Source organism: Hydrogenophaga electricum (assembly GCF_030160815.1).
In the GTDB taxonomy this organism is placed as follows: Bacteria; Pseudomonadota; Gammaproteobacteria; order Burkholderiales; family Burkholderiaceae_C; genus Hydrogenophaga; species Hydrogenophaga electricum.
The window spans coordinates 1-17,956 of record NZ_BSPB01000009.1 but is presented as its reverse complement, the minus strand read 5'-3'; the positions used below and the strand labels follow the sequence as shown (position 1 = coordinate 17,956).

Genomic DNA, 17,956 nt, shown 5'->3' with positions numbered 1-17,956 from the left:
ATGTTCAGCAAGAAGAAGCAGCCGCCCATCAAAAGCCTGATTGCCCAGGGCACCCGCATTGAAGGTCATGTGGTGTTCCACGATGGTCTTCGGGTCGACGGGGAAGTGGTGGGCGACATCCGGGCCAGCGACGAACATTCGAGCATCCTGGTGGTCAGCGAATCGGCCAGTGTCACGGGGCAGATCCATGCCGACCACGTGATCATCAACGGGACGGTGAAAGGGCCTGTGAAGGCGTATGAACTGCTGGAGCTCCAGCCGCGAGCACGCATCGAAGGCGATGTCTCCTACAAGGCGCTGGAGATGCACCAGGGGGCGACCATTGCGGGGCAACTCCAGCCGATGGCCGAAGGGGCCGAAGAAGACAAGCCCACACTGAAACTGGCGGCAAACAACGGCTGAGGGATGCGTCAAGGCGTTTTGCGCTAGCATTTCCGGCAATTCAGGGCCCTGTGCCCATGCCTCCGAAAGGAATCTCTCATGAACGCTGTTGCCGAAGCCCTTCCCACCGACATGCCTGCACCGCTGGTCTTTACCGACAGCGCCGCAGCCAAAGTGGCCGACCTGGTTGCCGAAGAGGGCAATCCCGACCTGAAATTGCGTGTCTTCGTTCAGGGGGGCGGTTGTTCCGGCTTCCAGTACGGCTTCACCTTCGATGAGGTCGTCAACGAAGACGACACCCAGATGTCCAAGAATGGGGTCACCCTGCTGATCGATGCGATGAGCTACCAGTATCTGGCTGGCGCAGAGATCGACTACAAGGAAGACCTCGAAGGCGCCCAGTTCGTGATCCGCAACCCGAATGCCACGACGACCTGTGGCTGTGGATCGAGCTTCAGCGTCTGAGTGGTTTTTCCGCGAGCCGGGACAAAAAAAGGAGCGCCCGGGCGCTCCTTTTTTCTTGGCTGCTGGCGTGCCTGCGGCACGCTCCGGGTCATTCGGCGCTGGCTTGCTGCACCGATCTGGCGGCGTCGAGTTGCGCGCGTTGCAAGGCCGCGACGGCATTGAAGCCGGCACGCCATTCGGCCTGCATGGGCACGCTTTCGCTCTTGCGGGCCACTTCCAATGGGTCCTGATGCACGCCCTTCACCTTGAATTCCAGGTGCAGGTGGGGGCCGGTGGACAGGCCTGTCGAACCGACGGCACCAATGAATTCCCCTTGTTCGACCTTCTGCCCCTGGCGCACGCCGATGCGGCTGAGGTGGGCATACAAGGTCGACTGGTTGCCCCGGTGCGAGATCTCGATGGTGTTGCCGTAGCCATTGCGCCAGCCGGCAAAGCTCACGACACCATCACCGATGGTGCGCACGGGGGTGCCGGAGGGTGCTGCGTAATCGACACCCAGGTGGGCCTTCTGCTTGCCGGTGATCGGGTGGAAGCGCATCCCATAGCCGCTGCTCACGCGGGTGAAGGCAAGGGGCGAGGACAAGAAGTTCTTGCGCGAAGACTGGCCATCAAAGCCGTAATAGGCGCCTTTCTGGCCGGGAGGTTCGTACCAGACCGCTTCGAACGTCTTGCCGTTGTTGATGAACGAGGCGCTGAGCACGCGGCCCGTCCGCATGACTTCGCCATCGGCGTTGAGGGTTTCGTAGACCACGCTGAAGCGGTCGCCCTCGCGGAGGTCGCGGCGGAAATCGATGTCGCTGCCAAAAATTTCGGCCAGTTGCACCGCGACGCTGTCGGGCAGACCGATGGCGTCGGTCGCGGCAAACAGCGAGCTGCGGATGACCCCGCCAGCCAATTGCGAGGTGGGTTCGAGTTCGGCGGCTTCGACGCTGGTGTGCCAGCCCTGGTCACCGTTCTCGACCGTGACCCGGGTGAAGCTGCGTTCATCGCCGGGCAGCCAGCGGGCCTGGAGTCGCAGCAACTCGTGGCGGTCATTGGTTTCAACGGTCACGAGCTTGCCGGTGCGGGCGCCGAACAGGTCGCGCATGGCCGGGTCGTTGCGCAGATAGGCCAGCGCGGCCGGGTCCTGGACGCCAAGGCGCTGCAGCAGGCTCTGGGGTGTGTCGTCGCGGCGGACCGCTTCGCTGCGGTAGAGGGTGAAGGGCAATGCCGGTCCGAGAGCGTCGGGAGACAGCGGTGCGAAGGGCACGGCTTCGACGATACGGGTCACAGGCAGGTCGGCGGCGTCGGGGGCCAAGGGGGCGATACCGAAGGCGGTGACACCGGTTCCTAGCAGCAGCACGCCCAGCCCGGCTGCCACACGACGCGGATGGCGGGACAGCAGCTGGGCCGAAGCCTGCGCCATGCCGCTCAGCAGGGGCAAGGGGTTGAGTTTCAAAATGTCGAATCGGTTGCGAAGGCGCAGCAGCAGCGCTGCGGAAGGCTCAGAAGCCTGGTGTGAGGGTTCTGGCTGCAGCAAGTTCCGCACCGGGCACAGCAGCGTGCGCCGGGTCTGGCCAACGAGGGATGCCAGACCCCTCTAAAATCTGACCACAGCCTTTTCTAGTATAGAGCCAGTGTCAGGCGAATGACATGCGAAATCCCCCTATGAATACCCGCTCTGACGCCTCTCAAGCCCCTGTTGCCGCACCGTCTGTCGGATCGCCGGTCACCGACCGTGTTCGCGAAGCGCTGGCCATCACCCTGCGCGGTTGTGACGAGCTGATTCCGCAGGACGACTGGCTGAAGAAACTCGCCCGTTCCGAAGCCAGCGGGGTGCCGTTGCGCATCAAGCTGGGGCTGGACCCGACCGCGCCCGACATTCACATCGGTCACACCGTGGTGCTCAACAAGATGCGCCAGTTGCAGGACCTGGGCCACACGGTGATCTTCCTGATCGGCGACTTCACCAGCCTGATCGGCGATCCCTCTGGCCGCAACAGCACGCGCCCGCCGCTCACGCCCGAGCAGATCAAGGCCAACGCCGATACCTACTACAAGCAGGCCAGTCTGGTGCTGGACCCCGCGAAAACCGAGATTCGCTACAACAGCGAGTGGAGCCTGCCGCTGGGTTCGATGGGCATGATCCAGCTCGCCGCCAAGTACACCGTGGCACGCATGATGGAGCGCAACGATTTCCACCAGCGTTTCTCGGCCGGCACGCCGATCAGCGTGCACGAGTTCCTCTATCCCCTGATGCAGGGGTACGACTCGGTGGCACTCAAGAGCGACCTGGAGCTGGGTGGGACCGACCAGAAGTTCAATCTGCTGATGGGGCGCCACCTGCAGGCCGAGTATGGCCAGGAGCCGCAGTGCATCCTGACGATGCCGCTGCTGGTGGGGTTGGACGGGGTGGACAAAATGTCCAAGTCCAAGAACAACTACATCGGGATCACCGAGGACGCCAACACCATGTTCGCCAAGGTGCTGAGCATTTCGGACACGCTGATGTGGGACTGGTTCACGCTGCTGTCCTTCAAGTCCATGGCCGAGATCGAGGCCCTCAAGGCCGAGGTCGCGGGTGGTCGCAACCCCAAGGACGCGAAGGTGATGCTGGCCAAGGAGATCACCGCGCGGTTTCACAGCCCGGCGGCGGCCGATGCGGCGGAGCAGGATTTTGTCAACCGCAGCAAGGGCGGGGTGCCGGACGAGATTCCCGAGGTGTCGCTGAGCGGTGCGCCGCTGGGCATCGGGGCGCTGCTCAAATCGGCCGGGCTGGCGCCTTCCTCCAGCGAGGCGAACCGTTTGATCGAGGGGGGCGGTGTGCGGGTGGACTCCTCCGTGGTCAGCGACAAGGGGTTGAAGCTGGGGGCCGGGGTCTATGTGGTGCAGGTGGGCAAGCGGAAGTTTGCCAAGGTCACACTTTCCTGATTCAGGTTGACAGCGACCTCGCGGGATCGGGGCGGCGGGGCCCCTGATCTGCTGAAGCAGTCAACCCTGGCGCTCAGGCGAAGAAGAACCGGCCTCTCGCAGCACGGGCGTGCCAATCACACGGCACGTTGAATACCCTGGCCAGGCTCAGTCGGTGGTGAACAGCGGCTGGATGTTCCAGATCTGTTCGGCGTATTCACCGATCGTGCGGTCCGACGAAAAAGTGCCCATGCCCGCCACATTCAGGATGGCCTTGCGGGTCCATTCGGCCGGCTGGCGGTACAACTCGTCGACCTTGAGCTGGGTCGCCACATAGTCGGTGTAGTCGGCCAGCAGCAGGTAGTAGTCGGACTCCAGCAGCGTGCGCGTGATGTCGTGGAAACGGCCCGGCTCCTCGGGGCTGAATGCGCCTTCGGCGATGCGGTCGATGGCGGTCTTCAGGTCGTAGTTGTGTTCGTAGTAGCGGCGCGGGTTGTAGCCGCTGGCGCGCAGGGCCGCCACCTGCTCGGTGCGGTTGCCGAAGATGAAGATGTTGTCCAGCCCCACGTTTTCGGCAATCTCGATGTTGGCGCCGTCCCAGGTGCCGATGGTCAGCGCGCCGTTGAGCGCGAACTTCATGTTGCCGGTGCCCGAGGCCTCGGTGCCGGCGGTGGAAATCTGCTCCGACAGGTCGGCCGCCGGCATGATGACTTCGGCCAGCGACACGCGGTAGTTGGGGATGAACACCACCTTGAGCTTGTCGCCGATGCGCTTGTCGTTGTTGACGGTGCGCGCCACGTCGTTGATGAGCTTGATGACCAGCTTGGCCATGTAGTAGGCCGATGCCGCCTTGCCGCCGAAGATTACGGTGCGTGGCACCCAGTTGGCGTTGGGGTGGGCCAGGATCTGCTGGTAGCGCGTGACCACGTGCAGCACGTTGAGCAACTGGCGCTTGTATTCGTGCATGCGCTTGACCTGCACGTCGAACAGGCTGTCGGGGCTCACCACCACGCCGGTTTCGCGCGCGATGCGTTCGGCCAGACGCTTCTTGTTCTGCAGCTTGGCCAGGCGGAAGGCGTTGTTGAATTCGGGGTCGGCGGCCAGGTCGGCGAGTTGCGCCAACTGGTCGAGATGGCGGCGCCAGCCGGTGCCGATGCGGCTGTCGATCAGCGCCGACAGCGAGGGGTTGGCCTGCGAGAGCCAGCGGCGCGGGGTGATGCCATTGGTCTTGTTGCAAAAGCGCTCGGGCCAGATGCGCGCGAAGTCGGCAAAGATGGTTTCCACCATCAGGTTGCTGTGCAGTGCCGAGACGCCGTTGACCTGGTGGCTGGCCAGCACCGACAGATAGGCCATGCGCACGCGGCGCTGGCCACGCTCGTCGATCAGGGAGACGCGGCGCAGCAGGTCGTTTTCACCCGGGAAGCGGTCGTGCACCTCGGCCAGGAAGGCCGCGTTGAGGTCGTAGATGATGCGCAGGTGGCGCGGCAGCAGCCGGCCCATCAGGTCCACCGGCCAGGTTTCCAGCGCCTCGCTCATCAGCGTGTGGTTGGTGTAGCTGAAGATCTTCTGGCACAGGCCCCAGGCGGTGTCCCAGTCGACGTGGTGTTCGTCCACCAGCAGGCGCATGAGTTCGGGCACGGCCAGCGCGGGGTGGGTGTCGTTGAGGTGGATGGCGACCTTGTCGGCCAGGTTCTCGAAACTGCCGTGGCGCTTGAGGTAGCGGCGCAGGATGTCCTGCAGCGAGGCGCTGACGAAGAAGTATTCCTGGCGCAGGCGCAGTTCCTTGCCGTGTTCGGTGCTGTCGTCGGGGTAGAGCACGCGCGAGACGTTTTCCGACTGGTTCTTGGCCTCGACGGCGCGCATGTAGTCGCCTTTGTTGAAGGCGTCGAGGTTGATGCCGCCGGAGGCGCGCGCGGTCCACAGGCGCAGCGTGGTCACGCTGGTGAGTTCGTGGCCGGGAATGCCGGTGTCGTACGCGGTGGCGATCACGTCGTCGGTGTCGGCCCAGCGCACCTGGTCGCCGTCCTGCGCGAGGCGGCCGCCGAAGCGCACGGTGTAGCTGAATTCGGGCCGCATGAATTCGCCCGGGTTGCCGCTGACGAGCCAGTAGTCGGGCTCTTCGACCTGGCGGCCGTCCTGGATGCGCTGGGCGAACATGCCGTAGTCGTAGCGGATGCCGTAGCCCATGCCGGGCAGGCCCAGCGTGGCCAGCGAATCGAGGAAACACGCGGCCAGGCGACCGAGGCCGCCATTGCCCAGGCCGGCGTCGGATTCCATGTCGATCAGGGCGTCGAAGTCGGCACCGAGCTGGGTGCAGGCGGTGCGCGCGGCGTCGTAGATGCCGGCGGCCAGCAGGGCGTTGGTCAGCGCCCGGCCGGTGAGGAATTCCATCGAGAGGTAGTACACGCGTTTGGCGTCCGCGTCCTGCGCGGCGGCCAGGCTCTGGCGCCAGCGGTCCATGCAGCGGTCGCGCACGGCGTGGAACAGCGCGAACATCCAGTCCCGTTTGGTGGCCGACCGCAGGTCCTTGCCGACGGCGTAGACCAGCCGGTTGGCGATGGATTTGCGCAGCGCCTCGACGCTGTTTTCCAGGTGGTCGTATTCAAAAGGGGCGGTGGGCGCAGCGGCGATGGTCTCGGGGGCGGTGTTCGTTGGGGACATGGTGGGATGTACAAAAGAACGGCTCGGGGCGGACGCCTGCTGTTTAAGCAGAAGCCGTGCCATGGCCCGCCTCGGCCATGGCCTGGGCATAGACCTGGCGATAGGCGGTCGCGGCGCGGGCCCAGTCGAAACGCAGCGACATGGCGTGGTGCTGCACGGCCCGCCAGTCGGCGGGGCGGTGGTGCAGGGCGAAGGCGCGGCGGATGGCCTGGCGCAGGTCGTGTTCGTTCAGGCCCTGGAAGACGAAGCCGCTGGCGCTGCCGTCGTGCAGGTTTTCCAGGGCGCAGTCGGTCACGGTGTCGGCCAGGCCGCCGACCGCCCGCACCAGCGGCAGGGTGCCGTAGCGCAGGCCGTAGAGCTGGGTCAGGCCGCAGGGCTCGAAGCGCGAGGGCAGCAGGATCACATCGGCGCCCGCGATCACGCGGTGCGACAGCGCCTCGTCGTAGCCGACATGCACCGCGACCCGGCCGGGGTGGCGCTGGCTGGCGTGAAGCAGCGCCTGCTCGATCTGCGCGTCGCCGGTGCCCAGCACCACCAGTTGGCCGCCCCGGGCGACCAGGTCGTCGACCACCCCGGGCAGCAGGTGCAGGCCCTTCTGCTCGGTCAGCCGGCTGACCACGGCAAACAGCAGGGCGTCCGGCTTGGGGCGCAGCTTCATCTGCTTTTGCAGCAGGGCCTTGGCCTGGGCCTTGCCGTCCAGGTGTTCGGCGTCGAAGCCCGGTTGCACCAGCGGATCGGCGGCGGGGTTCCAGACCGCGTCGTCGACGCCGTTGAGGATGCCGTGCAGCCGGTGGCGCCGCTCGCGCAGCACACCGTCGAGCCCGCAGCCCTGTTCTTCACCGGTGATCTCGCGCGCGTAGGTCGGGCTCACGGTGGTGATGGCGTCGCTGAACTGCAGGCCCGCTTTCATGAAGGACAGGTGGCCATGGAATTCCAGGCCCTGCATGCGAAACAGGTGATCGGGCAGGCCGAGGCGGTGCCGGGCCTCGCCCGCGAACACCCCCTGGTAGGCGAGGTTGTGGATCGTGAAGACGGTGGCCGGGCGCGGCAGGCCCGGTGCGCGCAGCGCCTGCAGGTAGGCGAAGGCCAGGCCGGTGTGCCAGTCGTGGCCGTGCACCACATCGGGTTGCCAGGCTGGCTGGCCGTTGGCGGCCGGGGTCGGCAGGGCACCGATGCCCAGCAGCGCCGCGGCCCAGCCCAGCCAGGCAAAGCGCTCGGCGCTGTTGGCCCAAGGGCGCCCTTCCGGGTCCAGGTAGGGATTGCCAGGCTGTTCGTACAGGCCGGGCGCGTGCAGCAGCCACACCGGCAGGCGGCTGCCCGTGATGCGGCCGGCACGCAGCGTGGGCGGCGGACCGCCGGCCGTGAGCGGGTCCGGGCCCACACCGGCGGGCAGGCCGGCCATACCGGCCGTGGGCAGCGGGATCACCGGGCCTTCGGGCTTGACGCCGGCGGCGATGGCGGGAAAGGCGGGCAGCAGCAGGCGCACGTCCTGCTTCTGGGCGCGCAGCGCCGGCGGCAGCGCCGCGCTGACGTCGGCCAGCCCGCCGGTTTTGAGCAGCGGAAAGATCTCGGCGCAGACGTAAAGGACTTTCAGGGGCATGGGGCAGCGGTAAAACGGAGAAGCCAATAGCCAGCTCGCGCCACAGAACCGGCTTCGCCGGGCTGCAGGCGAAGCCCCCCTGCCAGGGGGGTGACACCGGAGGCGGCGCGGGGGGTCATGCCAATTTTTCCAGCATTTCGCGCGTGACCAGCACCACGCCGCCGGGGGTGCGGAAGAAGCGCCGGGCATCGGCCTCGGCGTCGAAGCCGATGGCCATGCCTGGCGGGATGACGCAGCCGTTGTCGACCACCACCTTGCGCAGCTTGCTGCCCCGGCCGACGTCGACCTCGGGCAGCAGCACGGCTTCATCGACCTCGGCGTAGGAGTGGATGCGCACCTTGGAGAACAGCACCGAACGGCGCACCGAGCCGCCCGAGATGATGCAGCCGCCCGAGACCAGCGAATCCACCGCCATGCCGCGGCGGCCGTCGTCGTCAAAAACGAACTTGGCCGGCGGCAGCTGTTCCTGGTAGGTCCAGATCGGCCACTCGCGGTCGTACATGTCGAGTTCGGGCAGCGGGTCGGTGAGGTCGATGTTGGCGGCCCAGTAGGCGTCGACCGTGCCCACGTCGCGCCAGTAGGCGGGCGCTTCGGGGGCACTCTTGACGCAGGACAGGCCGAACGGGTGGGCCACGGCCTGCCCTTCGGCGACCATGGCCGGAATCACGTCCTTGCCGAAGTCGCGGCTCGATCCCGGCCGGGCGGCGTCCGTTTCGAGCGCGGCAAACAGGTGCTGCGCGTCGAAGACGTAGATGCCCATGCTGGCCAGCGCCACCTCGGGCTTGCCGGGCATGGGGGCGGGCTGGGCCGGCTTTTCGGTGAAGCTGACGATGCGGCGCTGTTCGTCGATGGCCATGACGCCGAAGGCACTGGCCTCGGCGATCGGCACTTCGATGCAGGCCACCGTGCACTGTTTGCCCTGGGCCACGTGGTCGGCGATCAGGCTGGCGTAGTCCATCTTGTAGATGTGGTCACCGGCCAGGATGAGGATGTATTCGGGGTTGTGGGCGCGCAGGATGTCCAGGTTCTGGAAGATGGCGTCGGCCGTGCCGGCGTACCAGCTCTGTTCGTCGATGCGTTGCTGCGCGGGCAGCAGGTCGATGAACTCGTTGAACTCGTTGCGCAGAAAGCTCCAGCCGCGCTGCAGGTGGCGCAGCAGGCTGTGCGACTTGTACTGCGTGAGCACCCCGATGCGGCGCACGCCGGAGTTCAGGCAGTTGGAGAGGGCGAAGTCGATGATGCGGAACTTGCCCCCGAAATACACCGCCGGTTTGGTGCGGCGGTCGGTCAGGGCGTGCAGGCGCGATCCGCGCCCGCCGGCCAGCACCAGCGCGATGGTGCGGCGGGCCAGGTACTGGGGGGAAGTGGTCTTGTCCATGCTTGTCTCCGGGATGGTCGGGTGTCTTCGGGTCTTCTGTGTGTCAGCCGGGGTCAGCGCCCCGGCGGCAATCGGCCGTGGGCGCGGGTCATGGCCAGCAGGCGCTCGGCGGGGATGTGGTCGACCTGGCTCCAGTCGAAGCGCCACTCCCAGCAGCCACTGGCCAGCCCGGGGGTGTTCATGCGGTGGCGGCTGTCCAGGCCGAGCACGTCCTGGAACGGCACGATGGCGGTGTTGGCCACCGATTGCGAAACGCTGTGGATCAGCGTCCAGTGCGGTTCCTGGTCCATGCAGCGGCCGGCGTAGGCGCGCGCGGCGGCCTTTTCGCCCGTGGCGGCGCTGCGCCACCAGCCCACGCTGGTGTCGTTGTCGTGCGTGCCGGTGTAGGCCACGGTGCCGCGTTCGTAGTTGTGCGGCAGGTAGGGGTTGGCCGGGTCGCCGCCGAAGGCGAAGTGCAGGATGCGCATGCCCGGGAAGCCGCAGCCCGCGCGCAGCGCGTCCACTTCGGGGGTGATCAGCCCGAGGTCTTCGGCAATCACGGACAGGCTGCCCAGTTCGTCCTGCACGGCGTCGAAGAAGGCCTGGCCAGGGCCGCGCTGCCAGCGGCCAGCGATGGCGGTCGGTTCGGTGGCGGGGATTTCCCAGTGCGCTTCGAAGCCGCGGAAGTGGTCGAGGCGCACCACGTCGACCTGCCGGAAGGAGTGCGCCAGGCGGTCCTTCCACCAGCGGTAGCCGTCGTGGGCCATGGCATCCCAGTCGTACAGCGGGTTGCCCCAGCGCTGGCCGGTGGGGCTGAAGTAGTCGGGCGGCACGCCCGCGACGACAAAGGGGTCACCGCGTTCGTCGAGCAGGAACTGGTTGGCATGTGCCCAGACGTCGGCGCTGTGGTGGGCCACGAAGATGGGCGCGTCGCCGATGATCTGCACGCCGCGTTCGCTGGCGTAGCGGCGCAGCGCCTGCCACTGCACCCAGAAGCGCCACTGCACGAAGCGCCAGAAGCCGAGGTCGGCGTCGGCCTGGTCGCGCACAGCCTGCAGGGCGTCGGCCTCGCGCCGGGCCAGCGGCTGGGGCCAGGTGGACCAGGGACCGCCGTGGCGCGCGTCCAGCACCATGAACAGGGCGTAGTCGTCCAGCCAGTGGGCGTGCGCCGCAGCAAAGGTGGCGAAATCCTCGCGATCGGCCGCGCTCGCGCGCTGGCCGAAGCCTTTCCAGGCCTGGCGCAGGCTGGCCATGCGCCAGGGCCGCACGCGGCCGAAGTCGCAGCGCTGGTGGTCAAAGCCCTGGTGCGGCATCCAGGGCAGCCAGCCTTTGTGCACCAGGTCGTCCAGGTCGACCATCAGCGGGCTGCCGGCGAACGCGGACACGCTTTGGTAGGGCGAGTTGCCGGGGCCAGCGGGCGACAGCGGCAGCACCTGCCAGGCCGATTGCCCGGCGGCGACCAGCCAGTCGACGAAATGGCGGGCTGCAGGGCCCAGGTCGCCGCAGCCGTTCGGACCGGGCAGGCTGGTGATGTGCAGCAGCACGCCGCTGCTGCGGCGGGCGAGGAGGCTGTCGGCTGGAATGCTCATGGGGCAGGCGGTGTGGGGGCAGGCCCGGACCCATGCAAGCCTTGGACCAGCAGGTGCAGGCCGGGGGCGTGCAGGATCAGTTGGCCCTCGGCCAGCGGGGCTTCGTCCAAGCTGACCCGGGCGGCCGCGCTGTCGAGAACGTGCTGCCAGGGGCCGCTGGGCAGGGTCAGCGAGACCGGGCCGTCGCCGGGGTGCCAGACCAGCAGCAGGCGCTCGGTGGGCGCTTCGCCGTGTTCGCCGACGCAGATCACGGCGGTGAGGGTGCGGTGTTCCGTGCTGTTCCAGGCCGCGCTGGAGGGCGGCTGACCGTCCACGTCGTGCCAGACGATGTCGGGCGGCTGGCCGGGGGCGGGCGGGCGTCCGGTGAAGCGCTGCGTGTGGCGCAGGCCCGGGTGTCGCCGGCGCAGGGCGGCCAGCCCGCCCGTGAACACGGCCAGTTCGGTGTCGGCCCGTGCCCAGTCCAGCCAGGTGAGGGGGTTGTCCTGGCAGTAGGCGTTGTTGTTGCCCTGCTGGCTGTGGCCGATCTCGTCGCCGGCCAGCAGTTGCGGGGTGCCCTGCGCGCACAGCAGGGTGGCCAGCAGCGCCCGCCGCCACTGGCCCCGGCGGGCCTGCACGTGCGGGTCGTCGCTGGGGCCTTCGACACCGGCGTTGGCGCTCAGGTTGTGGCTGTGGCCGTCGCGGTTGTCTTCGCCGTTGGCGTGGTTGTGCTTGTGGGCGTAGGCGGTCAGGTCGGCCAGGGTGAAGCCGTCGTGGGCGGTCAGGAAGTTGACGCTGGCCAACGGCGAGCGGGGGCCGGCGGCGAAACGGTCGGCGCTGGCGCACTGGCGCGTGGCCAGTTCGCTGCGGCTGCCCGGATGGCCGAGCCAGAAGGCGCGCACCTGATCGCGGAACGCGTCGTTCCACTCCAGCCAGCCGGGGGGGAAGCCGCCGGTGCGGTGCCCGCCCGGGCCGATGTCCCAGGGTTCGGCGATGAGCCGCACGTGGCGCAGCGAAGGGTCCTGCGCCATCGCCGAAAGCAGTGGATGGTGGGGGTTGAAGCCGTGGTCGAGCACGCCATCGCGCGCCAGCGTGGTGGCGAGGTCGAAGCGGAAACCGTCCACCCCGTAGGCCTGCACCCACCAGCGCAGGCTGTCCAGCACCCATTGCAGCACGCGCGGCCGGCTGCTCGCCAGGCTGTTGCCGGTGCCGGTGAAGTTGTGCGGCACGCCGCCGGGCGCCATGGCGTACCAGTCGGTCTGGCCCAGGCCGCGCCAGCTCAGCGTGGGGCCGTCGAGATCGCTCTCGCAGGTGTGGTTGAACACCACATCGAGCACCACCTCGATGCCGGCACGGTGCAGGGCGTCCACGGCCTGGCGGCATTCGGCGCGCACCGCCGCCGCCTGGGCGGCGGTGGCCGGGTCGTGGCCGCCGGTGGCCGCCGCGTAAGACGGCTCGGGCGCGAAGGCATTGAGCGTGTTGTAGCCCCAGTGGTTGACCAGACCGCGCGCCAGCAGATGCCGTTCGCTGATGTGCTGGTGCACCGGCAGCAGGCACACGGTGGTGACGCCCAGGCGCTGCAGGTGGTCGATGACGGCGGGATGCGCGAGGGCGGCGTAGGTGCCGCGCTGGTGTTCGGGCACGCCGGGGTGCTGGCGGGTGAGGGCCTTCACATGCGCTTCGTAGACCAGCACGCGCCCGGCGGGTACCGGCGGCGCGGGGGCGATGGCGCGGCCTGCGGCCAGTTCGGCGGCCACGTCGATCACCACGCAGCGCGGCATGCGGGCGGCGTTGTCGTTGGGGTCGGGCTGGTGCGCCTGCCAGGCACACGACGGGGTCAGCGGGTCGGCGCAGCGGTGGCCGGTTTCCAGGGCCAGGCGGGTGGTGTCGCCCGTCAGTGCCAGCGCCCAGGGATCGAGCAGGAGCCGGGCCGGGTTGAAGCGGTGGCCCGCCTCGGGCTGCCAGGGGCCGTCGGCGCGCAGGCCGTAGCGTTCGCCCGGGCCGACGCCGGGCACGAAGGCGCGCCAGGCGCCGTCGCCATCGGGCGCAAGCGCCACGCGGCGTTCTCCCGTGGGGTGGGCGTCGGTGCCGAACAGGCACACCGCCAGCCCGCTGGCGTGGGGGGCCCAGACCGAAAACACCGTGCCGTCCTGCCCCGCCAGCCGGCCGGGGTGGGCACCGAAGGCGGGGCCTGCGTGCGGGGGCATCGGGTCGGGCAACACGGTGTGGTGGGTCATGTCAGCGATCCATGGCGCAGGGGCCGGGTTTCATTGCGGCCGCAGCCAGATCACCCCGAGCGGGGGCAGGGTCAGCGGGGCGGACCAGGCTTGCCCGTGCAGGGCCTGGGGTTCGGCCTGCAGGCTGCCGCCATTGCCGACGTTGCCGCCCCCGTAGTGGGCCGAATCGGTGTTCAGGCACTCCAGCCAGTGGCCCTCGTGCGGCAGACCGATCCGGTAGCCTTCGCGCACCACGGGGGTGAGGTTGGCGATCACCACGGTGCTGTCCTCCCGCCGGTGACCCCAGCGCATGAAGGCCAGCACGGACTGGTCGGCATCGTCCACCACCAGCCACTGGAAGCTGTGCGGGTCGGTGTCGCGCGCGTGCAGGGCGGGGCGTTCGCGGTAGAGCCGGTTGAGGTCGCGCACCAGGGCCTGCACGCCCGCGTGGGCCGGGTCGCCCAGCAGGTGCCAGGGCAGTTCGGCGTCGTGGTTCCATTCGGTGGGCTGGGCCAGTTCGGCGCCCATGAACAGCAGTTTCTTGCCCGGGTGGGCGTACATCCAGGCGTAGAGCGCTCGCAGGTTGGCGCGCTGCTGCCAGGGGTCGCCGGCCATCTTGCCCAGCAGCGAACCCTTGCCGTGCACCACCTCGTCGTGCGAGAGCGGCAGCACGTAGTCTTCGCTCCAGGCGTACATCATGGAAAAGGTCATGCGTTGGTGGTGCCAGCGGCGGTGCACCGGGTCTTCGGCGAAGTAGGCCAGGGTGTCGTGCATCCAGCCCATGTTCCACTTGTGGTCGAAGCCCAGCCCGCCGTCGGCCACGGCGCCGGTCACGCGCGGGAAGGCGGTGGATTCCTCGGCGATGGTGACCGCCTGCGGCGCCTCGCGCTGCAGCACTTCGTGCACCTCGCGCAGGAAGGCGATGGCTTCGTAGTTCTCGCGCCCGCCGTCCTTGTTGGGCACCCATTCGCCGGCGGGGCGGCTGTAGTCGCGGTAGAGCATGGAGGCCACTGCGTCCACACGCAGGCCGTCGATGCCGTACTGCTCGATCCAGAACAGCGCGTTGCCCACCAGGTAGTTGCGCACCTCGTGCCGGCCCCAGTTGTAGATGAGGGTGTTCCAGTCGCGGTGGAAACCCTCGCGCGGGTCGGCGTGTTCGTACAGGGCGGTGCCGTCGAAGCGCGCCAGCGCGTGTTCGTCGGCGGGGAAGTGCGCGGGCACCCAGTCGAGGATGATTTTCAGGCCGGCGGCGTGCGCCGCGTCGACAAAGCGCCGGAAGCCGTCCGGGCGGCCGTAGCGGGCCGTGGGCGCGTACAGGCCGGTCGGCTGGTAGCCCCAGGAGCCATAGAACGGGTGTTCGCTGACCGGCAGCAGTTCGAGGTGGGTGAAGCCCAGTCCGGCGGCGTAGGGCACGAGTTCGCGCGCCAGATCGTCCCAGGTGGGCAGGGTGTGCGGTCCGCCGGGCCGGCGCCAGGATCCCACGTGCACTTCGTAGATGGCCATGGGCGCCCGGTCGGTCGGCGCTGGCGCCCCCGTGGCCGGCGGCGGGCGCAGCGGCTCGCACACGCGGGCGGCGTTGCCGGGGGGCAGTTCGGTTTCGCGCGCGCAGGGGTCGGTCTTGTGGCGCCAGACGCCGTCGGCACCTTCGACCGCGAACTTGTACCAGTGGCCCACCGCGGCGCCGGGCACGAAGACCTCCCACACGCCGCACCCGGGGAGCAGGGCCAGGGGCTGCGCTTGCCAGCCGTTGAAATCGCCCAGCAGCAGCACCTGCCGCGCGTTCGGGGCCCAGACGGCGAAGGCCACGCCGTCGCGACCGTCGAGCGTGACCGGGTGCGCACCGAGTTTCTGCCAGGGCCGCAGGTGCTTGCCTTCGGCCAGCAGCCAGGCGTCGGTGTCGCCGATCCAGCGCACGGAGAGAGGTGGGGTCATGGCGGCGGGGCGTTGGGGTGAATAACCATGGTGCTGTGCAACATCATTCTGTCACCGTTCAGGTGCGCTTCAGAGGCGGTGGCCGACAATGCGGCCATGTCTGCTTCCGCATCCCTGCCCCTGCAAGCCTTCATGACCCCGCGGCGCCTGTTGCAGGCATCGGTGGCGGTGGCCCTGATCACCATCGCGCTGAAAACGGCCGCCTGGCTCGTGACCGGTTCGGTCGGCCTGCTGTCCGACGCGATGGAGTCGCTGGTGAACCTCGCCAGCGCGGTGTTCGGCCTGGTGATGGTGACCATCGCCGCCCGCCCCGCCGACGCCGACCACCCCTATGGCCACCACAAGGCCGAGTACTTTTCGTCTGGCTTCGAGGGGGTGCTCATCATCGCCGCGGCGCTCGGCATCTTCTGGGCCGCGGCGCTCCGGCTGTGGAACCCGCAGCCGCTGGAACAGGTCGGCTGGGGGCTGGCTCTGTCGGTGGCGTCGTCGGCGCTCAACGGCCTGCTGGCGTGGACCATGTTCCGCGCGGCGCGGGTGCACCGTTCCATCGCGCTGGAGGCCGATGCCCGCCACCTGACCACCGATGTCTGGACTTCGGCCGGCGTGGTGGTCGGCATTGCCCTGGTGCACCTGACCGGCTGGCTCTGGCTCGACCCGGTGGTGGCCATGGGGGTGGCGGCCAACATCCTCAAGGAGGGCTTTCACCTCATCTGGCGCTCGTCGCAGGGGCTGATGGACGAAGCGGTCGAGCCCGAGGTGCAGGCCACGATCGAACAGACCCTGGCCGGCTTTGCCGTGCAGCGCCAGGGGGTCGACATCGTGCGCTTCGACCACGTGGTCACGCGCCGCGCCGGCCAGCGGCGTTTTGTCGACCTGCACATGCACATGCCCGCCGGCTGGTCCCTCGGCCGCGCAGCGGCCGTGCGGGCCGACGTGGAGCAGGCACTGATGAGCGCGGTGCCGGGTCTGCGGGCGAGCATCCAGTTGCTGCCCTCCGACGTAGAGGCCCGCTTTTTTGACGAAAACGACCTGAAATGACAACGCCATGATCGCCTTGTTGCAGCGTGTGGGCGAGGCCCGTGTGGACATTGCCGGCGAGACCGTGGGGCGCATCGGGCCGGGCCTGCTGGTGCTGCTGTGTGCGGAGCCGACCGATACCGAGGCGGTGGGCAGCCGCCTGCTGGCCAAGGTGCTGAAGCTGCGTGTCTTCGCCGACGAGCAGGGCAAGATGAACCGCAGCGTGCAGGACGTGGGCGGCGGGCTGCTGATCGTCAGCCAGTTCACGCTGGCGGCGGACACCCGCAGCGGCACGCGACCGGGCTTCAGCGGCGCGGCAGCGCCCGCGCTGGGCGAGGCGCTCTATGACCGCTTCGTGGCCGAGGCACGCGCCGCGCACCCTGTCGTCGCCACGGGCCGTTTCGGCGCCGACATGCAGGTGCACATGGTCAACGACGGGCCGGTCACCATTCCGCTGCGGATGACGGCCTGAGCCGTCGCGGCTTTCTTAGACACAGGCCTCCGCATGAACAAAGAGGCCTCCTGCGGCGCTGGCTGGCATGCGTGACTGTGGCGCGTGCGGTGTCAAAGGCTGCCGCCCTATGGTCGAGCGCTCCCATCCTTCGCAATCTGGGTGTAGCTGGCATCTGGCCAGCGGCTAAACTGCGGCGCAACAAGATTCAAGGAGGTGTGTGTGCATGAATTCCCGGTCATGGTCCGGAGCCGCGCGTGGCGGCTGCTGGGCACCCTGTGTCTGTGGGGGGCACTGATGGCCTGCCAACCCACCCATTCCGCCGGCCCCGCGCCCGGCACCGCCAGCGCCACCGGCGCGGCCAAGAACGACAAGTCGGCACAGGAACACCTCTGGCGGGTCAACCCGTCGCCCCAGGAGGGCTTCGAGGTGGTGTTCGAGCTGCACGATGCGCCCGGGCCATTCGCCGACTTCGGCGGATATGCGCACTACCAGTCCTTCAACTGCAACTTCGTGACCAGCGAATGGGCCGGCACGCGCAGCCAGCCGACCAAATCGATCCCCCTCACAGCGGAGCAGATCGATGCCACCCACTACCGTGCCACGTTCTACCGCGACGGCCTGCTCGACGAGGACTACTACGGCAAAGGGGTTTGCCACTGGGAGCTGATCGGTGTGACGGCGGGGTTCAAGGCTACTGGATCTGAGGAGGACACTGCCTACGCCTTCGAACTGGCCAAAGGTGCCTGGCAGGACGGCGGGAAGGACAAGCAGTATTACTGGAAAGGTCGCTATCCCAGAGTGAAGCGCGTTGCGCCGGACATTCCTGCGGGCGCATACGGTGTGCGCAAGCTTGATCAGCTACGCCCTGGCTTTCGAGAAAACGTGTTCTCCATCACCGCAGATGTGACAGCTAAACCATGAGCATTACCAGTCAAGAGTATGCCAATCTGGCTGACGACGCGTACAAAAATCATCCCATTGGCGTATTCACCCCGAATAACGCCCCTCCAGTAACCGTTGGCGGCATCCAGTACCACATCCGCGCCCATGTCGACAACCCCAAGACCGGCTACCAAGGCACGGTCTACCAGCGGGTGGACACCGGCGAGATGGTCGTCGCCCACCGGGGCACCGAGTTTGACCGCGAGGCGTTCAAAGACGGCGTTCTCGCCGATGCCGGTATGGTGTTGGGCCGAGCGAACCTGCAAGCCAATGACGCCGTGGGGCTAGCCCGAAAGGCCCTGGAACAGATGAAAGACGATGAGGCCAACGGCTTCCAGTCCGGCCCGGTCACCGTCACCGGCCACTCCCTCGGGGGCACACTGGCCCAGGTCAGTGCGCACCACTTCGGCCTCCACGGCGAAACCTTCAACGCCTACGGCGCGGCCAGCCTCAACCGCCGCATTCCCGAAGGCGGTG

14 protein-coding genes are annotated in these 17,956 nt (G+C 68.1%); 7 read left to right on the top strand and 7 right to left on the bottom strand.

Annotated elements, in window-relative coordinates:
* Both QQK43_RS07840 and erpA read left to right on the top strand, forming a co-directional pair.
* On the top strand, positions 1–402 hold the full coding sequence (locus QQK43_RS07840; RefSeq protein WP_234266361.1) for a bactofilin family protein: 402 nt from the start codon (positions 1–3) through the stop codon (positions 400–402).
* 78 nt (positions 403–480) lie between these two features.
* Entirely contained in the window at positions 481–846 is a 366-nt protein-coding gene (gene erpA / locus QQK43_RS07835) for an iron-sulfur cluster insertion protein ErpA (RefSeq protein ID WP_234266360.1), read from the top strand.
* Between the two features lie 88 nt (positions 847–934).
* On the opposite strand, the gene QQK43_RS07830 is transcribed toward erpA, so the two are convergent.
* The gene (locus QQK43_RS07830) at positions 935–2,269 is read right to left on the bottom strand and encodes a M23 family metallopeptidase (protein WP_284307317.1); all 1,335 of its coding nucleotides are present in this window, start codon (positions 2,267–2,269) and stop codon (positions 935–937) included.
* A 224-nt stretch (positions 2,270–2,493) separates the two neighbouring features.
* On the opposite strand from QQK43_RS07830, the gene tyrS reads away from it, so the two are divergent.
* Positions 2,494–3,756, top strand: a complete 1,263-nt coding sequence (gene tyrS, locus QQK43_RS07825; RefSeq protein ID WP_284307316.1) for a tyrosine--tRNA ligase — start codon at positions 2,494–2,496, stop codon at positions 3,754–3,756.
* A gap of 147 nt (positions 3,757–3,903) precedes the next feature.
* Here the strand turns inward: tyrS and QQK43_RS07820 are convergent, their stop codons facing one another.
* The 6 genes from QQK43_RS07820 to glgB all read right to left on the bottom strand — a co-directional run bounded on the left by QQK43_RS07820 (position 3,904) and on the right by glgB (position 15,066).
* A complete protein-coding gene (locus QQK43_RS07820; protein WP_284307315.1) occupies positions 3,904–6,396 on the bottom strand; it encodes a glycogen/starch/alpha-glucan phosphorylase in 2,493 nt (830 codons plus the stop codon).
* A gap of 43 nt (positions 6,397–6,439) precedes the next feature.
* Entirely contained in the window at positions 6,440–7,990 is a 1,551-nt protein-coding gene (gene glgA, locus QQK43_RS07815) for a glycogen synthase GlgA (protein WP_284307400.1), read from the bottom strand.
* Positions 7,991–8,111: 121 nt separating this feature from the next.
* Positions 8,112–9,374: a glucose-1-phosphate adenylyltransferase gene (gene glgC, locus QQK43_RS07810; RefSeq protein ID WP_284307314.1), complete on the bottom strand. Its 1,263-nt coding sequence runs from the start codon at positions 9,372–9,374 to the stop codon at positions 8,112–8,114.
* 53 nt (positions 9,375–9,427) lie between these two features.
* Positions 9,428–10,942 (bottom strand): 4-alpha-glucanotransferase, encoded by a 1,515-nt coding sequence (gene malQ, locus QQK43_RS07805; RefSeq protein ID WP_284307313.1) that lies wholly within the window; start codon positions 10,940–10,942, stop codon positions 9,428–9,430.
* Positions 10,939–13,155: a glycogen debranching protein GlgX gene (gene glgX / locus QQK43_RS07800; protein ID WP_284307312.1), complete on the bottom strand. Its 2,217-nt coding sequence runs from the start codon at positions 13,153–13,155 to the stop codon at positions 10,939–10,941. Before glgX ends, malQ begins: the two co-directional genes overlap by 4 nt.
* 30 nt (positions 13,156–13,185) lie before the next feature.
* Positions 13,186–15,066, bottom strand: a complete 1,881-nt coding sequence (glgB, locus tag QQK43_RS07795; RefSeq protein ID WP_284307311.1) for a 1,4-alpha-glucan branching protein GlgB — start codon at positions 15,064–15,066, stop codon at positions 13,186–13,188.
* A 96-nt stretch (positions 15,067–15,162) separates the two neighbouring features.
* On the opposite strand from glgB, the gene QQK43_RS07790 reads away from it, so the two are divergent.
* The 4 genes from QQK43_RS07790 to QQK43_RS07775 all read left to right on the top strand — a co-directional run.
* Complete coding sequence (locus QQK43_RS07790; protein WP_284307310.1) at positions 15,163–16,104, top strand: cation diffusion facilitator family transporter; 942 nt, start codon at positions 15,163–15,165, stop codon at positions 16,102–16,104.
* A 7-nt stretch (positions 16,105–16,111) separates the two neighbouring features.
* Positions 16,112–16,555, top strand: coding sequence for a D-aminoacyl-tRNA deacylase (gene dtd, locus QQK43_RS07785; RefSeq protein ID WP_284307309.1), 444 nt, complete (start codon positions 16,112–16,114; stop codon positions 16,553–16,555).
* A 201-nt stretch (positions 16,556–16,756) separates the two neighbouring features.
* The gene (locus QQK43_RS07780; protein WP_284307308.1) at positions 16,757–17,458 is read left to right on the top strand and encodes a hypothetical protein; all 702 of its coding nucleotides are present in this window, start codon (positions 16,757–16,759) and stop codon (positions 17,456–17,458) included.
* A partial coding sequence (locus QQK43_RS07775; protein WP_284307307.1) for a Tle-like phospholipase domain-containing protein occupies positions 17,455–17,956 on the top strand: 502 nt, incomplete at its 3' end. The genes QQK43_RS07780 and QQK43_RS07775, both read left to right, overlap by 4 nt.